This window comes from Roseibium sp. (genome assembly GCF_965216085.1).
In the GTDB taxonomy this organism is placed as follows: domain Bacteria; phylum Pseudomonadota; class Alphaproteobacteria; order Rhizobiales; family Stappiaceae; genus Roseibium.
On the sequence record NZ_OZ244138.1, the window covers coordinates 2181693 to 2201846 of the forward strand.

Here is a 20154-nt window from a genome sequence, read left to right on the forward strand (position 1 = left end):
TATGCGGTTTTCTCAGCAACGATTGTTGGCCGGTGCAGTTTCGAACTATGCCTTTGTGCACCCATGCGACCAAGCTGGAATGGGTGGCTATTGGAAAAACTTAGTTAGGGGCCAAGGACAGCTGACTAACATAAGTTCGGAAGTCGTCAATGTTATTAAACGGCAAGAGTGTTTGCATCATTCCGTTTGACCACATTCCCCGGATTGTACCGTTCAAGTCAGGTAAGATTTCGAAGGCCTTTGGTGTTGCTGCGACGAGAGCTGCTCCATAAACAAACATTGGCCGTTCGGGATTGTGGATCAGAGTATCGATCCCGGCTTTCTTCATGGCCTGAAGGACGACGAACTCATCGGAGATATAAGCGTCTGCATGTCCAAGATCGACCATCTGAACCGCAGATAAATCAGAGTCCGTGTAGCTGATCTTTATGTCTGGATCTTGCAGGATCGCCGGGTCCAGGCCGTAACCCAGTGTTGCTGCAAGGGTTTTTCCGCGCAGGTTTTTTGCGGTCTTTGGGATTGCATTTCCTTTTCGGACAAACACGAAATCCCGGCGGAATATCATCGGCACGGACCTTTCGGTCGAGAACGTCTCATACTCCGACATTTCTATCTCGAGGATAGGCATTCCAAAATCGACTTTGCCTGTTTTGAGCAGGACGGGAACCCGTCTGCTTGGGACCACGGAAATCTCGACTGAATGCCCAGTGCGTTCGAATATCTCGGTAACAGCGCGGACTAACATTCCGGACTGGCCGTCTTTGCTCACAAGCCCTTCCAGATGTGGAGAAGCGACACGAAAGGTGTCCGCCATAGCAATTGGAACGCTGAGCAACAGACTTATGGTCAGGCAAATTGAGAACAGAAAATTCATGGAGCCTCTCTTCCGTAAGGTTAGCATGAGGCGCTTGGCAAAAGGAAACAGATCGGCGGGGAATTACCCGACTTCATAGGTGGTGTTTCGGGAAAGGCAATCGGCCAACGGTATGTCGCAACGGCCTTTCGACAGGTTGCAGGCACTTCTGGTTGCCCGACAAAGACCAAATGATGCATTGGAGAAAAGCCTCATCTTTACTGTACCGGCTGGACGGTTTATATGAAGACTTACTGTACCGGCTGGACGGTTTGGAAAATGTGAGCCATGTCAAAAAACACCAAGGATACCAAGGGCCAGATCCTGCTGGCTGCGCTGGAAGTTGTCTCCCAGTCCGGGACGGCTGCTCTGACGCTTGAAGCTGTCGCCGAAGAAGCGGGCTTTTCCAAGGGAGGCTTGCTTTATAATTTCCCAACCAAAGACGCGCTTATCCGGGGGATGGTGGAATTTCTAGCCGGTAAGTTCGAAGCGGAAATCGCAACTGCGCGAGACGTGAACAGGGCGTCCAAATCGCCAACTCTGGCGGCAATGGTCGATGTTACGGAAGGTTGGCTCCGTCAGCAAAGGGACGTGGCTCGTGCTATATTACCGGCGACGGCCGACAAACCAGACTTAAGACAGCCCTTCATTGATGTGAAGCTTCGATTGCGCGCTGCGATTTTGGAAGAGACCGGGGATCTTGGCGCAGCTTTCGCAATATGGACAAGCCTTGAAGGGCTGCATTTTTCTGAAGCGCATTGCGTTTCCACTTTGACAGACGACGATCGTGCCGCGGTATTCAGCGAATTACGCGCCCGGCTGGCAGAATTGAACAAATAGGACGGATATCAATGTTGGCATTGTTGAGGGCGCCGGCTGCCAAGGCGGCGGTTATTGTGCTATCGGCGGCGTTTTTAGGCGCGTGTCAGGAAGATGTGGTGGACCCAATTGCGGAGGCGGAAGCGAAATTGCACGCCGCACCACGCCCGGCGAAATTGTTCACAGTCACGGATCAGATTGGTCTGATCGAGCGGCGTTTTGCCGGCCGTGTCGCAGCTGTTCAGACCGTGGATTTGTCATTCCAAGTTAAGGGCCGGCTGGTGGAGTTGCCGGTTTTGGAAAGTCAGCAGGTCTCCAAGGGAGATCTGATCGGCAAACTGGAAACGGCTGATTATGACCGGGCTCTACGTGAGGCGACCATCAATGTTGAACAGGCCAAGAGGGAATTGGATCGGTTGGAAACGCTGCGCGACCGGTCAGTCATCTCTGTTTCGGCTTTTGACGCCCAGAAAGACAAATACGATCTGGCGGTCGAGCGCTTGAAGGAAGCCAAGCAGGATCTGGAATACACCGATTTGCGCGCTCCTTTTGACGGGATCGTATCGCTGCGCCTGATCGACAATTTCACAACAGTGAGCGTCGGAACACCTGTGGTGCGGTTGCATGACATCTCTGAAGTTCAGGTGGATATTAACGTCGCTGAAGCTCTGTTCGGCCGGGTCACGGAAACGGAAGTGGTTTCTATGGAAGCCAGGTTCCCAGCATATAAAGATGTCTGGTTTCCTCTGATCTATCGGGAGCATTCGTCGCAAGTGGATGATGTGACCCAGACGTACCGGGTCACGCTGGCCATGCCGCGTAAAGATGCCGACCAGCTGTTCCCGGGTATGACCGCTTCGGTTCGGGTCAAATTTCTACCGGAAGGGCTGGAGCTCGGAGAAATGTTCCTGATCCCAACGGGGGCAGTCGCGATCGATGGGGATGGCAAGTCCTTCGTCTGGATCTTTGATGACAAAAGCGGCGCTGTCGCCAAGCGAGGTGTGGAAGTCGGCACCATTATGGGCGACTACATTCCCGTCAGCGCCGGACTTGGTGCTGGTGAAGAGATCGTATCCGCTGGAGCCGCCTTCTTGAGCGAAGGCCAGGTCGTGCGCCCGCTGCGCTGATCCCACGACATTAGGAACAAGGATTAGATCCCTTGGATATTGCACGTTATTCCATCCAAAAACCGGTCAATACGTGGATGATCGTTGTCATGGCGCTGCTTGGCGGCCTGTGGGGACTGAGCACCGTCGGCCGCCTGGAAGACCCGGCTTTCACCATCAAGGAAGCCCAAGTCATCACCGGTTATGCAGGTGCGACTGCAGCAGAGGTTGAGAACGAAGTCACCGAAATTCTGGAAACTGCCATTCAGCAGATGCCGCAGCTCAAGAAAATCACTTCGGTCTCCGAACCTGGCCTGTCGCGTATCCGGGTCGAGATCAAAGACACTTATGACGGCACGGAGCTGCCGCAGGTCTGGGACGAGTTGCGCCGCAAGGTCAGCGACGAACAGCGCCAATTGCCCGCAGGGGCAGGAACGCCCTTGGTCTATGATGACTTCGGCGATGTCTATGGCCTGTTTTATGCTTTTACAGCAGACGGCTATACCAACCGGGACATTCGCCAAACGGTCAAGCGCATTCGCCGCGAATTGCTGACGGTGACCGGGGTCGGCAAAGTGGATATTTCCGGTGAACCGGAAGATGTCATCTACCTCAATGTTGATCACGACAAGATTGCCGGCCTTGGCATATCGATGACCGACATTATCGGCGTTTTGGACGCTGAAAACCGGATACAAACCAACGGTTCGGGCATCTCTGGAAACAAACGGATCCGTCTGATGACGGCCTCGGCCTTTGATGATTTTCGGGGGATCCAGGATCTTGTGATCGGCCGTCCGGGCTCCACCGCGATGATCCGCTTGTCTGACATCGCAACGCTCGAACTGGGCGAACCGGAGCGGCCATCGCGCTTGATCCGCCATGATGGTCAGGAGGCCGTTACCATCGGGGTGTCCCAAGTCGACGGCACCAACATCGTGGAAGTCGGGGCCCGGGTCATTCAAAAACTCGCTGAAATTGAAGGGCTACTCCCGGTCGGGATGCAGATCCATCCGATCTATGAACAAAACATCGTGGTCGATGAATCGGTGAACGGATTTATCATCAATTTGGCCGCTTCCGTGGTCATTGTGATCGGTGTTTTGGCGTTGTTCATGGGGTGGCGTGCTGCGCTGGTCGTCGGAACAGTTTTGTTGTTGACCGTGATGGCAACAGTTCTGTTCATGCGTCTGTTTGCTATTGAAATGGAACGGATTTCACTCGGCGCGCTGATCATTGCCATGGGGATGCTTGTTGACAACGCCATCGTTGTTGCCGAGGGCATGATGATCAACATGCAGCGCGGCATGCGAGCGATTGAAGCTGCGAGCAAAGTGGTCAAGCAGACCATGTGGCCGCTGCTGGGGGCCACCGTTATCGGGATCATGGCGTTTTCCGGGATTGGTCTGTCGCCGGATGCGACGGGCGAATTCTTGTTCTCCCTGTTTGCTGTGATCGGGATTTCACTGCTGTTGTCCTGGGTATTTGCAATCACCGTAACACCCTTGTTCGGCAAGTATTTTTTCCGTACGGCAGAAGATGTTGATGGTGACCACGATCCTTACAAAGGCATTCTTTACACGATCTACCGGAAGTTCCTGATTGGCACCTTGCATGTCCGTCTTCTGACGATTGCCGTTCTGATCGGGATCACGGTTGCCTGTGTCATGGCTTTCGGCAACGTCAAACAGGCGTTTTTTCCAGACAGCAACACGCCGCTTTTTTATGTCCACTATTGGACGCCTCAGGGCACTGATATCCGGGCAACGGAAGCGAATTTGAAGGAAATGGAAGCCATCGTTCTGGCCGATGATCGGGTCAGCACAGTCACCAGTTTTGCCGGTGGCGGTGCCACGCGGTTCATGCTGACCTATGGTCCGGAGGATGACAATCCAGCCTATGGCCATATGATCATCCGGACCACAAGCCGGGAGGTGATCGACGGGCTCGCGTTGGATCTCCGAGAACAGTTTTCGGAGAAATTTCCCTCAGCTCAGGTCATCACCAAACGGTTGGTTTTTGGGCCTGGCGGCGGCGCGAAGATCGAAGCACGTTTTTCCGGACCGGATGCGAATACACTCAAACGCCTAGGTGATGAGGCTAAGGCCATCTTCTCTCTGCCGGATAACAAGCTCGCCGACATCAACACTGACTGGCGTCAGCGCGAACTCGTCGTCCGGCCGGTTTTTGATGAAGACCGGGCTCGCATATCCGGGATTACCCGAGAGGAGTTATCTCTGGCCCTGCAGTTTGCCACCGAAGGTGTGCAGGTTGGCGCGTATCGCGACTTTGATGAGAGCATTCCGATAGTCGCGAGAAAAGCGGGCACAGACGGCATTTCGGTCAATGAAAGCGTGTCTGACTCCGTTGTCTGGAGCGCCAGCCAACGCAGGTATGTACCGGTCGATCAGGTCGTGCGCGAATTTGTCATGGAGCCGCAGGATACCTTGATCCAGCGTCGCAACCGTGTGCGCACGATTACAGTCCAGGCGGAGACGACGGGCGGTGAAACAGCAACAGCGGCCCTGGCCCGTGTCCGGCCTCAAATCGAAGCCATTGTCCTGCCCGCTGGGTATGCATTGGAGTGGGGCGGCGAATACGAGAGTACCAACGATGCCCAGGCATCCCTTGGGGCACAGCTGCCGCTTGGTTTTCTGGTGATGTTGATCATCTCAATCCTGCTGTTTGGATCGATCCGCCAGCCGCTGATTATCTGGCTGATGGTCCCGATGTCGATCAACGGTGTCGCGATTGCGCTTTTGGCGACCGACACCCCGTTCGGTTTCATGTCTTTGCTCGGCTTCCTGTCGCTATCAGGCATGCTGATCAAAAACGCGATCGTGTTGCTTGAGGAAATCGATCTGATGATCGGTGAGGGCAAAGAGAAGTATCAGGCTATTGTCGAGGCGAGTGTCTCACGTATGCGGCCGGTAATGCTGGCTGCGATTACTACGATCCTGGGTATGGCGCCGTTGTTGTCGGATGCATTCTTCCGGGGAATGGCGGTGACCATCATGGGCGGGTTGGCCTTTGCGACAGTGCTGACGCTGATTGCTGCCCCGGTGTTATACGCGCTGTTTTTCCGGGTTCGCCCGACAAAGGCAGATCAATCTAAATCACCGGCAATGCCGACGGACGCTCAGCCTGCCGCCGGAGAATAGTCAAAAACAAACCGCCTGCCAGCAAAGCCTTCTTTCTTGAAAGCTCTGAGTGGCAGGCGGCAATGCCCGGCTGGTGGGCCGCCCCTGGCGGAAACGAGAGGCCGGATGGGACCGGGCAGTGTGGATCTACTTCAAGTGTGCCAACTCGCCGCGCAGGCGGGATTTGCACTCTTTGACGTTACCCAGAACTCTGGTGCAGACGCCGTGTGAGTTTTCCTTTTCGACCAGGAAGGAGTCCATCCGGGCCTCCAAATCCCGCAAGCGGGAGCGCCGGGATGCGGACCCGGACGGCAATGCGTTGATCCCGTAATAAGGCCAGAACAAAGTCATCGGTTAGTTCCTTTCGAAATTTGGGGTCAGGCTGCAGACTGAGTGCAATTCATCGACAGTTCGATGCGCTGAATTTCATCACGCATACGCAGTTTGAACTTCTTGAGTGCCCGGATGTGCTCACGGTCTGGATAAGCGTGCAGCTCCTCACGCCGGATCAGGCTGTCCAGTGTACCGTGCTGTTTGCGCAAGGAAGTCAGGCGTGCGTGCATTATCGGGCTCCTCAAAAAGTGTTGCTTTGACACCTCCTCATATGGAAATGAAATCTCGATAGTTGAAATACATTGTTTCAATCATATCGATAGATTATCTCTATGTCTGGTAAGTGTTGGAGGTAAACTGATATGGGATATCGGCCATCTGCCAGGCAGCTTGAGTATTTCATAGCACTCGCAGAGTGCGCGCATTTCGGAAACGCAGCGAAAAATTGCTATGTCTCTCAGCCAACATTATCTCATCAATTCAAAATATTAGAGGAAGGTCTTGAGACGCCACTTTTGGAAAGGGGCGCTGCCGGGATCAGTTTGACTGCTGCAGGCGAACGATTGCTGCCCTTGGCCCGGCGCGCCTTGGAGGCATTGGACGATTTTGTGACCGCGGCTGAGGCAGGACGGGAAAATTTGGGCGGATTGATACGCCTGGGTGTTCCATCCACCTTCGGGCCGTATTTCATGCCGTATTTGCTGCCGATTCTAAAATCGAGCTACCCTGGCTTGGAGCTTTACATCCGCGAAGACCGGCCTGCGGTTCTAGAACAACAGATCCTTGACGGCAGTCTGGATTGCATCATTTCGCCGGACCTGACCGGCACTGAGCGTCTACAGGCTCTTCAACTGTGCCGGGAAGAGTTGTCGCTTGCCGTGCCCCAATCTCATCCGCTTGCCGGCTTGGACGTTATTCCGGTGGAGATGTTACGCGGAGAGCGGCTTCTGACGCTCAGCCAGGGATTTCGATTACACGATGATGTGCAGGCCCTGGCCCACGCGGCAGGGGCGGAGTTCCGGCAAGATTATGAAGGCACAAGTCTCGATGCTTTGCGCCAGATGGTTTCCATCGGCATGGGACTGTGTCTATTTCCAGCCGCATACATTGCGTCTGAATTCGGGAAAGAGCCGGATGTCCTATTGAAAAATGTAGCAGACGCAAACCTAAGCCGAACTATCTGTATTGCTTGGCGCCGGGAAAGTGCCCGTTCGGAACACTTCGAAGAGCTGTTCGAAGTGTCGTATAGAGCCGTTGAAACCATGCAGGTTCCAGGAATCGTTGCAATCCGGTCGTCATGAAAAGGAATATGGCGATCAAGTTGCCCCTTCGGGAAAATCATGTCAGCCTTGAAGAAACTCAACGGAGATGTGCCATGCCCCAGATTTCCGCCGGTACCGATTGCCAGACCGTCATCACCACGTTCGAAATGACCCCGGGGACTTGTTTAGACCTCCTGGAAGAACTCAAAGACGCCTATGACAGTTTCATCCAGCATCAGCCAGGGTTTATAGGCGCCGGTCTGCATGTGAACGACGCTCAGACCCGGATTGCCAACTATTCTCAATGGCGCAAGCGCGATGATTTTCTGGCCATGCTGCGCTCGCCAGAAATGCGCGAGCGCAATCGCCGGATCTCGGCGCTGTGCAAGAGTTTCGAGCCGGTGATGTACGACGTCGCGGAGAGCTTCGCATAAATTGAGTGGATTTAGCGCAGGCAAATCGTAGATAGTCGCCTTTGCAGCATGCCTTAGATGTCAGTCTTAGAGATAAACTGGTTTTGTCCAAGGTTCTGCGTGTCTGCAAAATTTTTTTGCTTAGGTGTATGCATTGTCCCGCATGTATAGTCTGGAAGTGGATAGTAATTTAGTTGGGCTGGCAAATATAATATTTGGCTGCCTTTACGGTCGGCGCGCGAAGAGGAATTAATCCTGATTAGATAAAATAAAAAACTTACTTGGGAAAACTATAAAGGCATGGCACTATTGGGTTATCGCAAAAATCCCAGCCGGGGGATTTCGTTTTGTTTAGACTTCTGCTTATCCAACTCCTCGCTCTGTGTATGTCCGTCAGCGTTGCTGCTGCCGGCAAACCCACCAAGATACGCCTAACCAACGGCGAATGGGCGCCATATCAATCCGAAAACTTGCCCGAATATGGGGCCGCTTCGGAGTTGGTGACAAAAGCTTTTGAAGCTGTCGGCATTGAAGTTGAGTATGGGTTCTTCCCTTGGAACCGGGCGATGATGCTTGTGGAACGCGGGGCATGGGACGGCACGTTCATGTGGGTGCTGACACCAGAGCGCGAGCGCCTGTATCTGCCGAGCGATCCTCTATTTACTTTGCGGGAAGTCGTGTTCTTCTCTCACGACAATCCGGTTGCGGCCCAAAAAGCGGAAGATCTAACCGGCAAGGTTATGGGGGCTTTGGATTCAAGTGCATTTGGCCGGCAGTTTACCCCGTTGGTCGAGAATGATTCAATCATTGTAGCTCGTGTTCCGAACAACCAGCAACTCTTCCAGATGCTCGCAATGGGGCGGGTGGATTTTGTGCCAGAATTGGAAACCAGCGGCTATGATGCTGTTCGCGAATATCTGACGGAAGACCAACGGAACCGGATCAGTCATCTTGAGAGTTTGACCTATCCCTGGTCTTACCATCTGCTGATTTCCCGGCAGACTGAAGACGGCCCTTATTTCGTCGACGCCTTCAACCGCGGTATGGCCATCATACGGGCAAACGGCGAGTTTGAGCGCATCATCGGGTCCTATATCCGGCCGAAACCGATTAATTGACTTACGGATGAACCTCTCGACCGCGTTTGTTTCCTTTGGGCGAGAAAAGATCGACCAAGGTGTTGTGCGGTATAAGGTTGTTAGCTCGGCCGGGTATCTCGATCAGCCGAATACAATAACGGCCCCGGCACTCGTGTGCGTAGGGGCCGTTTACATTTTCAGTCAGCGAAAACGTCTGTCTAGCTCATTGGTAGTTGGCTAGGATTTTAGCCTGTGTTCCGTCGTCGATCATCGATTTCAGGGCATCTTGCATCTTCTTGACATTTCCGGCGTTTGTGCCCGGGTTACAAGCCATGGACAGCACGGTTTCAGACAGAACGACCGCGATATCGACGTCTTTACCGTCCTTTTTCAAACTGTTGTAGAACGCCTCGGAGACTGCAACCAGGTCAATCCGGCCTGCATCTAGCTTCTTCAAGGTTGTTTCCATGTTCTTTGCAGCGTCGATTTTTGGAAACCCCTGATCCTTGAGAAGGGACTCTGTGTAGTCTTGTGACTGAGTGCCAACCGTGAAGGCTTTCGCGTCTTCAATTGTCGACGGGTTCACATCCGAACCGGATTTTTTCATCAGAAGCGTCCGGTCGACGTTAAGGGGCTCTACCCAAACAAACTTGGGATCGCGTTCAGCCGTATGGGAGGCTGTGAAGACACAATAATCCGCTTTCTTCTCTGCAAGGCCAATGGCGCGTGACCACTGAGCCATCTCTACATCATAGGAAAGACCAGCGCGGTTCATGACTTCAAACACCTGGTCTGCGCCAAATCCGACAATCTTGTCACCATCCGTGTAGTTGAACGGCTTGTATTCTTCCGTTGTCAGGTTGATATCCGCCGCCATAGCTGGTGACATCACTGTAGCTGCAGCAAGCGCGATAAGTCCGGTAGCGAATTTCATAATTGTTCCTTTCTGGAGCGACCTTGTCCGGTCTTTTTTGGCCTGCCTGATTAGAGGGGAAAGGTCACTACAATAGGTTACGCGGTGTGTTGAAAATTCCGGAAAAACATGAACTAGGTTATTGAAATATTGACGGAAATCGAGATTGTGACTATTGCTGATCGGACAACTGACAATGCGATTTTCGTCTGACCATTGCAGTTTTGATCATCTAATCCACCTGTGGACTGTTCCATGCCAATTGAAGTGACAAATTGCAGTGATATCGCAGCCGAAGATCTGTGTGCTGCGCTCAATCTTGCGTTCTCCGACTATGTGGTTCCGTTGCAAATGGACGTTTCGGCTTTCAAGGATTTTCAAGTTCAGCGCGGTTTTTCAGCCGAGCATTCCTTTGTCGCCCGGTCTGGAAATGAAATAGCCGCATTCTGGTTGGCCAGCGCACCGCTGAAAGACTACGGAAACCGCTGCTACACACTGTCGACAGGAACAGTGCCCGCCTACAGGCGCAAGGGGTTAATCAAAACACTTTTTCATATGGTCTCTAACGCCTGCCAAGCGGACGGCGCATCGGGCCTGCAACACGAAGTGATTACCACAAACAGCGGGGCTGTTGCCGTCTATGAAGCCATGGGATTCCGGCGGGCCCGCGAACTGCTGGTCTATAAGGTACCTGCTGAACTCCATTCGGTTTCAGTGGCAGATGGTTTCGAAATCCGGCCTTTGCCAGTTTATGATCTGCCTGCGCACATTGAGGTTTTCGAAGACGTGCAAGCCACCCCGCAAAACAGCCGGGCGGCGATTGGCAGCCAGCCAGAGACCACCAAAATCATGGGCGCGTTTCAACAGGATGGTGCGCTGATTGGGTGGGGCGCCATCTATCAAGGCGGTGCGGTAGCCCAGATCGCGGTTCGCAAGGATGTTCGCAAGCAGGGTGTTGGCACGGCGCTTGTTGGTGGTCTGGCAAGGGCCGTCGATACGGAGCTGCTGTCCTTTATGAATGTTGATGCGGAAGCAACAACACTTACAGCCTTTTTGACTGCGTTAGGCGGTGAAGAAGTTCTGCGCCAATATGAAATGCGATTGCAGTTCTAAATCGGCCTTACAAGCTTGTCCCGATTAGGTGCCGCAAAAGGTCTGGTAGGGGCCGAAATCTGTAGGAGCGGGTTCGGCAAAGGCCTCTAATCCGGGGCGCTCGTCAAACGGATTTTGCAGCATCGCAAGCAGCGCTTTAACCGGAGCATAGTCAGCCCTTTCTGCCGCCGACAAAACCTCTTCCACCTTATGATTGCGCGGTATGTAGATCGGATTGGTCCGGTTCATGGAAGCGATGATCTCACCCGATGGTCTTGCTTCTTTAGCAAGCCGTTGCATCCACCGGTCCAACCACGTGCTGACGCGGGTGGGGTCCGCAAAATGCGTTTTGACGCTTTTGTCATTTCCATTGACGGCCTCAGAGAGCCTCCGGAATACCTGCGTGTAATCCGCCTTTTGCTCTGTCATCGTGCTGAGAAGCTCTTCGAACAATTGAACGTCGTCATCCTGTAAGGTTTCAAGGCCGAGTTTTTGGCCCATACCTTTTGTCCAGGCTGCTTTATAGAGCTCTGGATACCGATCGAGTTCTGCGGAAGCGAGCCCGACAGCCCGGTCTAAATCTTCCGCATCGAACAAAGGAAGCAGCGCTTCGGCCAGTCGAGCCAGGTTCCATTGCAGGATTGTCGGCTGGCGGCCAAAAGCGTATCGTCCGCCATGATCGATGGAACTGAAGACGGCTGCGGGGTCGTAGGCATCGATAAAGGCACAGGGGCCATAGTCGATGGTTTCGCCGGAAATTGTGGTGTTGTCGGTGTTCATCACGCCATGCACAAACCCGATCAGCATCCATTTGGAGACGAGGGCCGCTTGCCGTTCGATCACATTCCTGAAAAACTTTAGATAGCGATCATCTTCGCCGGTCAGATCAGGATCGTGCCGGGCGATCGCATAATCGGCAAGCTGACGGACTTTGTCTGTTTCGCTTCTTGCCGCGAAAAATTGAAATGTGCCGACCCGCAAATGGCTGGAAGCCACTCGGGCTAGAACGGCGCCCGGTTTTGAGCCCTCGCGCTGGATCATCTCGCCTGTGGTGACTGCGGCAAGGGCCCGGGTGGTGGGTACGCCGAGCGCATGCATGGCTTCGCCGAGGATATACTCCCTGAGCACCGGTCCAATCACAGCTTTGCCATCGCCACCGCGCGAAAACGGTGTACGGCCAGAGCCTTTTAGATGAATGTCCTGGCGTTGACCTTGGCGGTCGATGATTTCACCGATCAAGAGCGCCCGCCCATCGCCGAGCTGCGGAGAAAACCCGCCGAATTGGTGACCCGCATAGACCTGGGCGAGGGGAGATGCTCCCTCAGGCCGGGACACACCGGCAAAGATCGCAGCCCCGTCTTTCCCGCTTAAAGACGCCGCATCCAGGTCGAGGGCGTCGGCAAGGTCGTCGTTGAACAACACCATCTTGGGGTCAGGCACAGCTGCCCCTTGCCAATCGACATAGAAACCCGGCAGGTCCCGGGCATAGGTATTATCGAACTGAAAGAGCGGTGGCTGGCTGGTCATATCCGGTCTTGGAAAACTTGTTAAAGACGCTGGCAGAATATAGTCGCCAGCGCATCTGCTTTCGAGCCTTTGATACGAAAAAACACGTAAAGAAAAGCTCTTGCCAGATTCGGCGGTATCTCCAAAAAATCACTGATTGATCGGTGGCGACGCAGGTCAGTGCAATCTATTGATGAAAAGACCAGCAAAAATGGCCGAAATAGGGAACTTTATGGGGAGTGCGACGGAAGGCGCGTTGACCAGTCACCGCGGGTCTGTCACCACGTGTCCCAAGGGAATAGTCCCGATCTTTAAAATGCCGGGATGTTCCATTGCAGCCTAATCAGATTAAGGACCTTGCCGCGCATTGCGAGCAGTTCCGCACGCCCAACACTGGAATTGCGATTGGGCAGATTGTAACCACCGTCATTCCATTTATAGCGCTGATCGGCGCAATGTATTTCAGTTTGGATTACAGCTACTGGATTACACTTGCCTTGTCGCTGCCTGCAGCCGGAATGATCATCCGCTTCTTTATCATTCAGCATGATTGCGGCCACGGATCGTTTTTTGCGTCCAAAACGGCGAATGACCTGACGGGGCGGCTCATCAGCATCGTAACCTTGACGCCTTACGCCTATTGGCAACGGGCCCATGCGCTTCACCATGCGACCTCGTCCAACCTCGATCGGCGTGGTTTTGGTGACATCGATACGCTGACGGTAGCGGAATACAAAGCGCTACCATTGATGAAACGGATCAATTACCGGATTTACCGCAATCCGTTCATCATGACGTTCGTGGGCGGTGTTGTGCATTTTCTGATCATTCAGCGGCTGCCATTCACCGTGCAAAGACCTTCACGGAAAATGACCAGCAGCGTTCTTATGCTGAACGTAGCAATTGTCGTTGTCTACGGCGCAATCGGCGCACTGTTTGGCTGGGTGAACTTTGTCTTGATCTTTGCCCCGATCGTGGTGTTCTCAGGTGCGGCGGGTGTTTGGTTGTTCTATGTCCAGCATCAGTTTGAAGAAACACATTGGTCTAGGGACGGGGAGTGGGATCGCAAGACCGCTGCAGTGCTCGGTTCATCTTACTACCAGCTGCCGGGTATCCTGAATTGGTTCACCGGCAACATTGGACTGCATCATATTCACCACCTGTGCAGTCACATTCCCAATTACCGTTTGCAGGAGTGCATGGCCGCGAAGCCTGAATTGGCATCCATCAACCGGCTGACGTTTTGGGAAAGCTTGAAGTGCGCGCATCTGGCGCTTTGGGATGAAGACAGCAGACGCCTGGTATCATTTGCACAGGCGTAAAATCGCGTCGTCTTGAGTGGGGACGGCGCGGAAAGTCTTTTTCCGATTCTGAGTATCTGTGACAATCTACAAACTATACGGCTATCTGGCGTATAGTTGACTGCTCATAACCGTTTTTTTGCCGGATGACGCATAATTGGGCCGACAACGGAACTTCAAAAAGTGGCTTCACGCCTTAGGGAGGCACTTGCAGATGACAAAGGTATCTGTTTGCAGCAGCACTCCAGAGGTCTGCGACCAAGCCGCGTATAGAGGGGTTCGGCAAGTTTTTGTTAGAAAGGCAATGCACATCTCGGGCGCAACAGCGTTCTTCAGTAGATGGGCTGCTGTTGTTTCAGCTTTGTTTCTGTTTTGCACTCCCTCAGTCATTGCTGAGGAGCCGCGCTTAGAACGCCCTGTTCTTGTGACCGGGCAAGCGGAAGATGGGTATCGGCCCTTCCTATTTCCGGTAGGAGCGCCGCGGCGCGGTATCTATTACGACATTGCCGAACGGATCACCGCCATCACTGGCATCGAAATCAAATGGGAAGTAATGCCGGCAACCCGTGGCCGGTATCTGTTTGAAAGCTGTCAGGTACAGCTCGAATTTGGGGTCTCACCGACGTGGTATTCCGATAAAGAGCTGGCGAACTCGCACTTTTCAGAACCGTTTATGAAACACATCGACGCCCTTGCATATGCAGGGCCGGACCAGGGCGTGGACCAAATCTCTGTGAAGGACGAGCCCGTTTTAGCGATTCTAGGGTATCGATACCCCACTTTTGAGTTTGATGAGCGGTTTGACGTCAAGTCCGAACGGACAATGATTATGATGCTTCATCAAGGCAGAGCAAAGGCCGGTATCCTTGAAAAAACGGTCGGTCAATATCTCGCAAATGACATGGGTGTGGAGATAAACTTTGCGCAAACGGTAGAAACCACGGAGCTGTCCCTCCGCGTTCATCCCTGCGCTGCAGCCCATCTACCGGCCTTGAACCAAGCCATTGCCGAACTGAAAAACAGCGGTGAAATCGGCCGGATCATGGAAAGCTATCTTAAACCGGTGCAGTGATGTATACGAGCTTTCGCTGCATGGCATCGCGCAAATCGCAAATTATCGGCCGCTGGAAATTGAATTGAGGCTCTGTCGTTAAGAAGCGCGACGCGTGTCTGAGCTGGCTGTAATGTGATTCACATTTATCTTTTGCGCTCGTCATTTATCTCGATGAGAGTTTGCGAAGTCTGGCAATCTTCATCCGTTACGGGGCTTCGCAATCCTCGTTTTTTTGCCTTATTTTCATAATTTCGCATGTTGATTGTGGATGTTTCCGCCAAATGCGTCACAACACCCTGCCTGCATATTATCCTATTTTAGATGGCAAAGGCTGCTGGCCCAGCCGGGAAATCAGAACAAATCATTTTGAGTCGATTTGAGCGGTGAAACGCCAGCTTTTTCATTGCCTTCGAGAGTAGAAGCCCCATCTACAATAGAGGGGGTGACGCTATCAAATCGCCTGAAATGGAAGCCCAAAATGGAGATTTATACACGTTTCGCTGAAGACTATAGAAACAAGAGCCTGGAAGAACTGACGATCCAGGACTACCTGCTTGGCTGCAGGGACAATGCTCTGATGCGCGCAACCGCAGCTGAACGAATGATGGCTGCGATTGGTGAGCCGGAAATCGTCGATACCAGCCAGGACCAGCTCCTTGGCCGGATCTTCATGAACCGGACGATCAAACGCTATAAACCCTTTGAAAAACTCTATGGCATGGAAGCGACGATCGAGCGGATCGTCGGTTACTTCCGTCATGCCAGCCAAGGCCTAGAAGAACGCAAGCAGGTCCTTTATCTGCTCGGCCCTGTCGGCGGCGGCAAGTCCAGTATTGCAGAGATCTTAAAAAAGCTGATGGAGCAAGAACCCATCTATGCTTTAAAAGCTGGAGATCAAATCAGTCCGGTTTTTGAATCTCCCTTAGGACTGTTTGATCCAGACCAGATGGGTGATCTGCTTGCGGACAAATACAATATCCCGCGCCGGCTTCTGAAAGGCCTGATTTCGCCATGGGCGGCGAAGCGGCTGCAGGAATTCGACGGCGATATCTCAAAATTTTCGATCGTTAAACTCTATCCCTCTCGTCTGCATCAGATCGGTGTCACCAAGACCGAGCCGGGGGACGAGAACAATCAAGATGTCTCGGCGCTTGTCGGCAAGCTGGATATCCGGAAACTTGAAGAATTCAGCCAAAACGATCCGGACGCCTATAGCTATTCAGGGGCGCTCAACCGGACGACACAAGGGCTGATGGAGTTTGTCGAGATGTTCAAGGCGCCGATCAAGGTGCTCCATCCACTGCTGACAGCGACCCAAGAAGGGTCCTATGTCGGCACGGAAAACATCGGCGCGTTGCCATTCCAAGGCCTTATTCTGGCGCATTCAAACGAATCTGAATGGCATCAATTCAAAAACAACAAAAACAATGAGGCGTTCCTCGACCGGATCAGTGTGGTCAAGGTGCCATATTGTCTGCGTGCAACGGCTGAAGCCCAGATTTACGACAAACTCTTGCATGAAAGTGCGCTGGCTGAAGCGCCCTGTGCGCCGGAAACCCTGCCGCTGCTTGCAAGGTTTAGTGTTTTAACCCGGCTTCACGAGCACGAGAATTCGACTCTTTATTCCAAGCTCCGGGTCTACGACGGCGAAATGCTGAAAGATGCTGACCCCAAAGCCAAGTCAATGCAGGAATACCGGGATGCAGCCGGTGTCGACGAGGGTATGAACGGGATTTCTACCCGGTTCGCTTTTAAGGTTCTATCCGAGACGTTCAACCACGACACGGAAGAAATCTCGGCCGATCCCGTCCATCTTATGTATGTGCTGGAACAGGCGGTCCGGCGGGAGCAGTTCGATCATGAAACCGAAAGCAAATACCTTGATTTTCTGAAGACCGAGCTTGCAACGCATTACGCTGACTTCATCGGCAATGAAATCCAGAAAGCTTATCTGGAATCTTACACGGACTATGGTCAGAACCTGTTCGACCGCTACATCGCCTACGCCGATGCCTGGATTGAGGAGCAAGATTACAAAGATCCTGATACCGGCCAGATCTTTGACCGCGAAATCTTGGAAAAAGAACTGGAGAAAATCGAAAAACCAGCTGGTGTTGCCAATCCAAAAGACTTCCGCAATGAGGTGGTCAAATTTGTCCTTAGGGCTCGGGCGGAGAACCAGGGCCGGAATCCGGATTGGCGGCGGTATGAGAAACTGCGGCAGGTGATCGAAAAACGGATGTTCGGCAAGGTCGAGGAACTGCTTCCGGTGATCAGCTTTGGTGCCAAACGCGACAAGAAGACCGACGCCAAGCACCACGAATTTGTCGAGCGCATGACCAGCCATGGATACACAAAACGCCAAGTCCGGCGGCTTGTCGAATGGTACATGCGTGTCAACAAGGCCGGATAACCCGGCTGGAGGCCGACTGAAGCATGACGCATTTTATTGACCGCCGGCTAAATCCTAAAGACAAGAGCCTCAACAATCGTCGCAGGTTTTTGAAGCGGGTGCGATCGCAGATCAAAAAAGCGGTCAAAGACGCCGTCCGGGAGCGGGGCATTGCCGATGTCGACCGTGGCAAGAACGTTAGCGTGCCTACGGACGGCATTTCGGAGCCGAGTTTCCGCAATGGGACAGGCACCGGGCGCCATGAGCGCATTTATACCGGCAACAAAACGTTCCAATCTGGTGACCGGATCAAGAAACCGCCGAGCGGTGACGGCGGCGCCGGCGGCAAACAAGGCTCGGCGGACGGCGAAGGGGAAGATGAATTTCTCTTTGCCCTGTCACGGGAGGAATTCCTCGATTTCTTCTTCGACGACCTGGAACTGCCGGATTTGATCAAACACAGTTTGAAGGAGATCACGAAAACCAAGCCGCAACGTGCGGGTTTCTCGGTATCCGGATCACCGGCCAACATCAACATCGGCCGGACGATGCGTAATGCCTATGGCCGCAGGATTGGTTTAAAGCGTCCCAAAACAAAGGACCTGAAGGCGCTTGAGGAAAGGATTGCGGTTCTTGAAGATGTCGCTGTTCCGACAGAGAAACAGCAGTCCGAGCTGGCGGAACTGCGCGCGCAATATGCCAAGGCTATGCGCCGGCGGCGGCTGATCTCCTACATCGACCCTCTGGACGTGCGCTACAACTACTTCGTCCAGCAACCGCAGCCCAACACCAATGCGGTCATGTTCTGCCTGATGGATGTCTCGGCATCGATGGGCGAGCGGGAGAAGGATCTCGCGAAGCGGTTCTTTATGCTGCTGCACCTGTTCTTGAACAAGCGCTACGACAAAACAGAGATCGTTTTTATCCGTCATACGCACGATGCGTCTGAAGTTGACGAAGAAACTTTCTTCTATTCCCGTCAGACCGGCGGAACCGTGGTCAGCACGGCCTTGGTCAAAATGCAGGAAGTCATAGCCGACCGCTATCCACCATCAGAGTGGAACATCTATGCAGCTCAGGCATCTGACGGCGAAAACTACAGCGGGGACTCGTTGAAATGCGCCAAGCTCCTCAGCGAAGACATCATGCACATGTGCCAGTACTTTGCTTATGTTGAAATCGTTGAAGAAAACGAAGCCCAGCTGATCCGCAGCGAACTTAGCGGCATGGAACTTTGGGATTCCTATCGCCTGGTGGCGCAAAGCTGGCCGAATTTCGCCCAAAAACGTGTCGCGACAGCCACGGATATCTATCCGGTGTTCCGCGAGTTGTTCGCACGGGATGATGCGGGGAAAAAACATGGCTAAGCGGTCACCAAAGTCCAAGAGCCAGCCTCTGTTTACCGAGGTTGATTGGGACTTCGATACTTTGAACCGGACCTATGACGCTCTTGAGGACGTCGCTTTGAAGGATCTGGAACTGGATTTTTATCCAAACCAGATCGAGATCATCTCATCTGAACAGATGCTGGATGCCTATTCCTCCATTGGCATGCCGCTGATGTATCATCACTGGTCTTTCGGCAAACACTTTGTTGGTCATCAGCATCTCTACCGCAAAGGCGCGCGCGGCCTCGCGTATGAGATCGTGATCAATTCCAATCCCTGCATCAGCTACTGCCTGGAAGAAAACACCATGGCCTTGCAGGCCTTGGTGATGGCCCATGCCGCCTTCGGCCACAACCATTTCTTCAAGAACAATCATTTGTTCGAACAATGGACCGATGCGGAAGGAATTCTCGACTACCTGGAGTATGCCCGCAAGTTCATTGCCGACTGTGAAGAAAGCCATGGCATCGAAGAGGTTGAACTCATTTTGGATGCGGCGCATGCGTTGATGTCCTTTGGGGTGTTCCGGCACCGCCGGCCGCGCCAACTCTCGTTGAAGGAGGCAGAAGAACAACGTCTTGAGCGGCTCAAGGCCTCCGAGCAGAACGTTTATTATCTTTGGAACACAATCCCGGACCAGGACACGGATCAGCAAGGCGACGCAGCCCTGGCCAAACGCAAACAGAATATGCAGCTGCCGGAAGAAAACATTTTGTATTTCCTGGAGCAGTACAGCCCGGTTCTAAGATCCTGGCAGCGGGAAATTCTTCGGATCGTCCGCAATGTGGCGCAATATTTCTACCCGCAGAAACAGACAAAGATCATGAATGAGGGGTGTGCCTGTTTCGTGCATTACCACATCCTCAACACGCTCTATGAACAAGGCCGCATTACAGACGGTGCGATGCTGGAAATCCTGCACAGCCACACCAATGTCGTCACCCAGCCGGAGTTTGATGATCCACGCTACTCGGGGATCAATCCGTATGCCCTTGGGTTCGCGATGATGCAGGACATCAAGCGGATCTGCACCGAGCCGAAGGACGAAGACCGGGAGTGGTTTCCTGATATTGCCGGCAGTGGCGACTGGCGTGGTGTTCTGAAACACGCTTGGGCCAACTACCGGGATGAAAGTTTTATCCAGCAGTTCCTATCGCCGACCGTCATGCGCCACTTCCGCATGTTTGCGCTCGCCGACGAGGCCAAAAACTCGTTTTGCACCGTCACCGGCATCCATGATACCCAAGGCTACCGCCACTTAAGGGATGTGCTGGCGCTCAATCACGACATGTCGTTCCTGGAACCAGACATTCAGATTGTCGATGCCGACCTTTTGGGCGACCGCTGCCTGCATTTGCAAGCGGTCAAACGCAACGGCGTCGAGCTCGACCCAGCCAGCAAAAACAAGACGATCAATCACATCGAACGTCTATGGGGCTACAAGGTCGAGCTGAAAGAGGTCGAAAATACCGTATAAGCTGGTCTCCCAGCAAGCGGAGGGAA

General features: G+C 53.2%; 17 protein-coding genes and 1 pseudogene. 13 read left to right on the forward strand and 5 right to left on the reverse strand.

Features of this window, described 5'->3' with window-relative positions; genetic code table 11:
• Nucleotides 1-100: 100 nt before the first annotated feature.
• Nucleotides 101-874, reverse strand: a complete 774-nt coding sequence (locus ACOOFE_RS10155; protein WP_420414820.1) for a substrate-binding periplasmic protein — start codon at nt 872-874, stop codon at nt 101-103.
• Between the two features lie 267 nt (nt 875-1141).
• On the opposite strand from ACOOFE_RS10155, the gene ACOOFE_RS10160 reads away from it, so the two are divergent.
• Genes ACOOFE_RS10160 through ACOOFE_RS10170 form a run of 3 tightly spaced genes read left to right on the forward strand, consistent with a single transcriptional unit; the run spans nt 1142 to nt 5939 of the window.
• Nucleotides 1142-1693 carry a TetR/AcrR family transcriptional regulator gene (locus ACOOFE_RS10160; protein WP_420414821.1) on the forward strand — a complete coding sequence of 184 codons (552 nt, stop codon included), beginning with the start codon at nt 1142-1144 and terminating at the stop codon, nt 1691-1693.
• Between the two features lie 11 nt (nt 1694-1704).
• On the forward strand, nt 1705-2799 hold the full coding sequence (locus ACOOFE_RS10165) for an efflux RND transporter periplasmic adaptor subunit (RefSeq protein WP_420414822.1): 1095 nt from the start codon (nt 1705-1707) through the stop codon (nt 2797-2799).
• A gap of 32 nt (nt 2800-2831) precedes the next feature.
• Nucleotides 2832-5939: an efflux RND transporter permease subunit gene (locus tag ACOOFE_RS10170; protein ID WP_420414823.1), complete on the forward strand. Its 3108-nt coding sequence runs from the start codon at nt 2832-2834 to the stop codon at nt 5937-5939.
• A gap of 126 nt (nt 5940-6065) precedes the next feature.
• Here the strand turns inward: ACOOFE_RS10170 and ACOOFE_RS10175 are convergent, their stop codons facing one another.
• Both ACOOFE_RS10175 and ACOOFE_RS10180 read right to left on the reverse strand, forming a co-directional pair.
• Complete coding sequence (locus tag ACOOFE_RS10175) at nt 6066-6269, reverse strand: hypothetical protein (protein WP_141186322.1); 204 nt, start codon at nt 6267-6269, stop codon at nt 6066-6068.
• Nucleotides 6270-6295: 26 nt separating this feature from the next.
• Nucleotides 6296-6481, reverse strand: a complete 186-nt coding sequence (locus tag ACOOFE_RS10180; RefSeq protein ID WP_141186323.1) for a YdcH family protein — start codon at nt 6479-6481, stop codon at nt 6296-6298.
• Nucleotides 6482-6613: 132 nt separating this feature from the next.
• Here ACOOFE_RS10180 and ACOOFE_RS10185 point away from each other — a divergent pair.
• From ACOOFE_RS10185 to ACOOFE_RS10200, 4 genes and pseudogenes are all read left to right on the forward strand, one after another.
• A pseudogene (locus ACOOFE_RS10185) lies at nt 6614-6751 on the forward strand (LysR family transcriptional regulator); the annotation flags it as partial.
• A gap of 108 nt (nt 6752-6859) precedes the next feature.
• Nucleotides 6860-7552, forward strand: coding sequence for a LysR substrate-binding domain-containing protein (locus tag ACOOFE_RS10190; RefSeq protein WP_420415560.1), 693 nt, complete (start codon nt 6860-6862; stop codon nt 7550-7552).
• Nucleotides 7553-7626: 74 nt separating this feature from the next.
• Entirely contained in the window at nt 7627-7947 is a 321-nt protein-coding gene (locus tag ACOOFE_RS10195) for an antibiotic biosynthesis monooxygenase family protein (RefSeq protein ID WP_141186325.1), read from the forward strand.
• A gap of 326 nt (nt 7948-8273) precedes the next feature.
• Nucleotides 8274-9044: a substrate-binding periplasmic protein gene (locus tag ACOOFE_RS10200; RefSeq protein WP_420414824.1), complete on the forward strand. Its 771-nt coding sequence runs from the start codon at nt 8274-8276 to the stop codon at nt 9042-9044.
• 184 nt (nt 9045-9228) lie between these two features.
• Here ACOOFE_RS10200 and ACOOFE_RS10205 read toward each other — a convergent pair whose 3' ends face one another.
• Nucleotides 9229-9939: a substrate-binding periplasmic protein gene (locus ACOOFE_RS10205; RefSeq protein WP_420414825.1), complete on the reverse strand. Its 711-nt coding sequence runs from the start codon at nt 9937-9939 to the stop codon at nt 9229-9231.
• 234 nt (nt 9940-10173) lie between these two features.
• Between ACOOFE_RS10205 and ACOOFE_RS10210 the strand changes: the two genes are divergently transcribed.
• Nucleotides 10174-11031, forward strand: a complete 858-nt coding sequence (locus tag ACOOFE_RS10210; RefSeq protein WP_420414826.1) for a GNAT family N-acetyltransferase — start codon at nt 10174-10176, stop codon at nt 11029-11031.
• A 24-nt stretch (nt 11032-11055) separates the two neighbouring features.
• Here the strand turns inward: ACOOFE_RS10210 and ACOOFE_RS10215 are convergent, their stop codons facing one another.
• Nucleotides 11056-12537 carry a protein adenylyltransferase SelO gene (locus ACOOFE_RS10215; protein ID WP_420414827.1) on the reverse strand — a complete coding sequence of 494 codons (1482 nt, stop codon included), beginning with the start codon at nt 12535-12537 and terminating at the stop codon, nt 11056-11058.
• 311 nt (nt 12538-12848) lie between these two features.
• Here ACOOFE_RS10215 and ACOOFE_RS10220 point away from each other — a divergent pair, with 311 nt between their 5' ends.
• The 5 genes from ACOOFE_RS10220 to ACOOFE_RS10240 all read left to right on the forward strand — a co-directional run bounded on the left by ACOOFE_RS10220 (nt 12849) and on the right by ACOOFE_RS10240 (nt 20128).
• Nucleotides 12849-13838, forward strand: coding sequence for a fatty acid desaturase (locus ACOOFE_RS10220; protein WP_420414828.1), 990 nt, complete (start codon nt 12849-12851; stop codon nt 13836-13838).
• A 403-nt stretch (nt 13839-14241) separates the two neighbouring features.
• Nucleotides 14242-14889, forward strand: coding sequence for a substrate-binding periplasmic protein (locus ACOOFE_RS10225; RefSeq protein ID WP_420414829.1), 648 nt, complete (start codon nt 14242-14244; stop codon nt 14887-14889).
• Between the two features lie 460 nt (nt 14890-15349).
• A complete protein-coding gene (locus tag ACOOFE_RS10230; RefSeq protein ID WP_420414830.1) occupies nt 15350-17284 on the forward strand; it encodes a PrkA family serine protein kinase in 1935 nt (644 codons plus the stop codon).
• Between the two features lie 23 nt (nt 17285-17307).
• Nucleotides 17308-18630, forward strand: a complete 1323-nt coding sequence (locus ACOOFE_RS10235; protein WP_420414831.1) for a YeaH/YhbH family protein — start codon at nt 17308-17310, stop codon at nt 18628-18630.
• Nucleotides 18623-20128, forward strand: coding sequence for a SpoVR family protein (locus ACOOFE_RS10240; RefSeq protein WP_420414832.1), 1506 nt, complete (start codon nt 18623-18625; stop codon nt 20126-20128). Before ACOOFE_RS10235 ends, ACOOFE_RS10240 begins: the two co-directional genes overlap by 8 nt.
• Nucleotides 20129-20154: the final 26 nt, after the last annotated feature.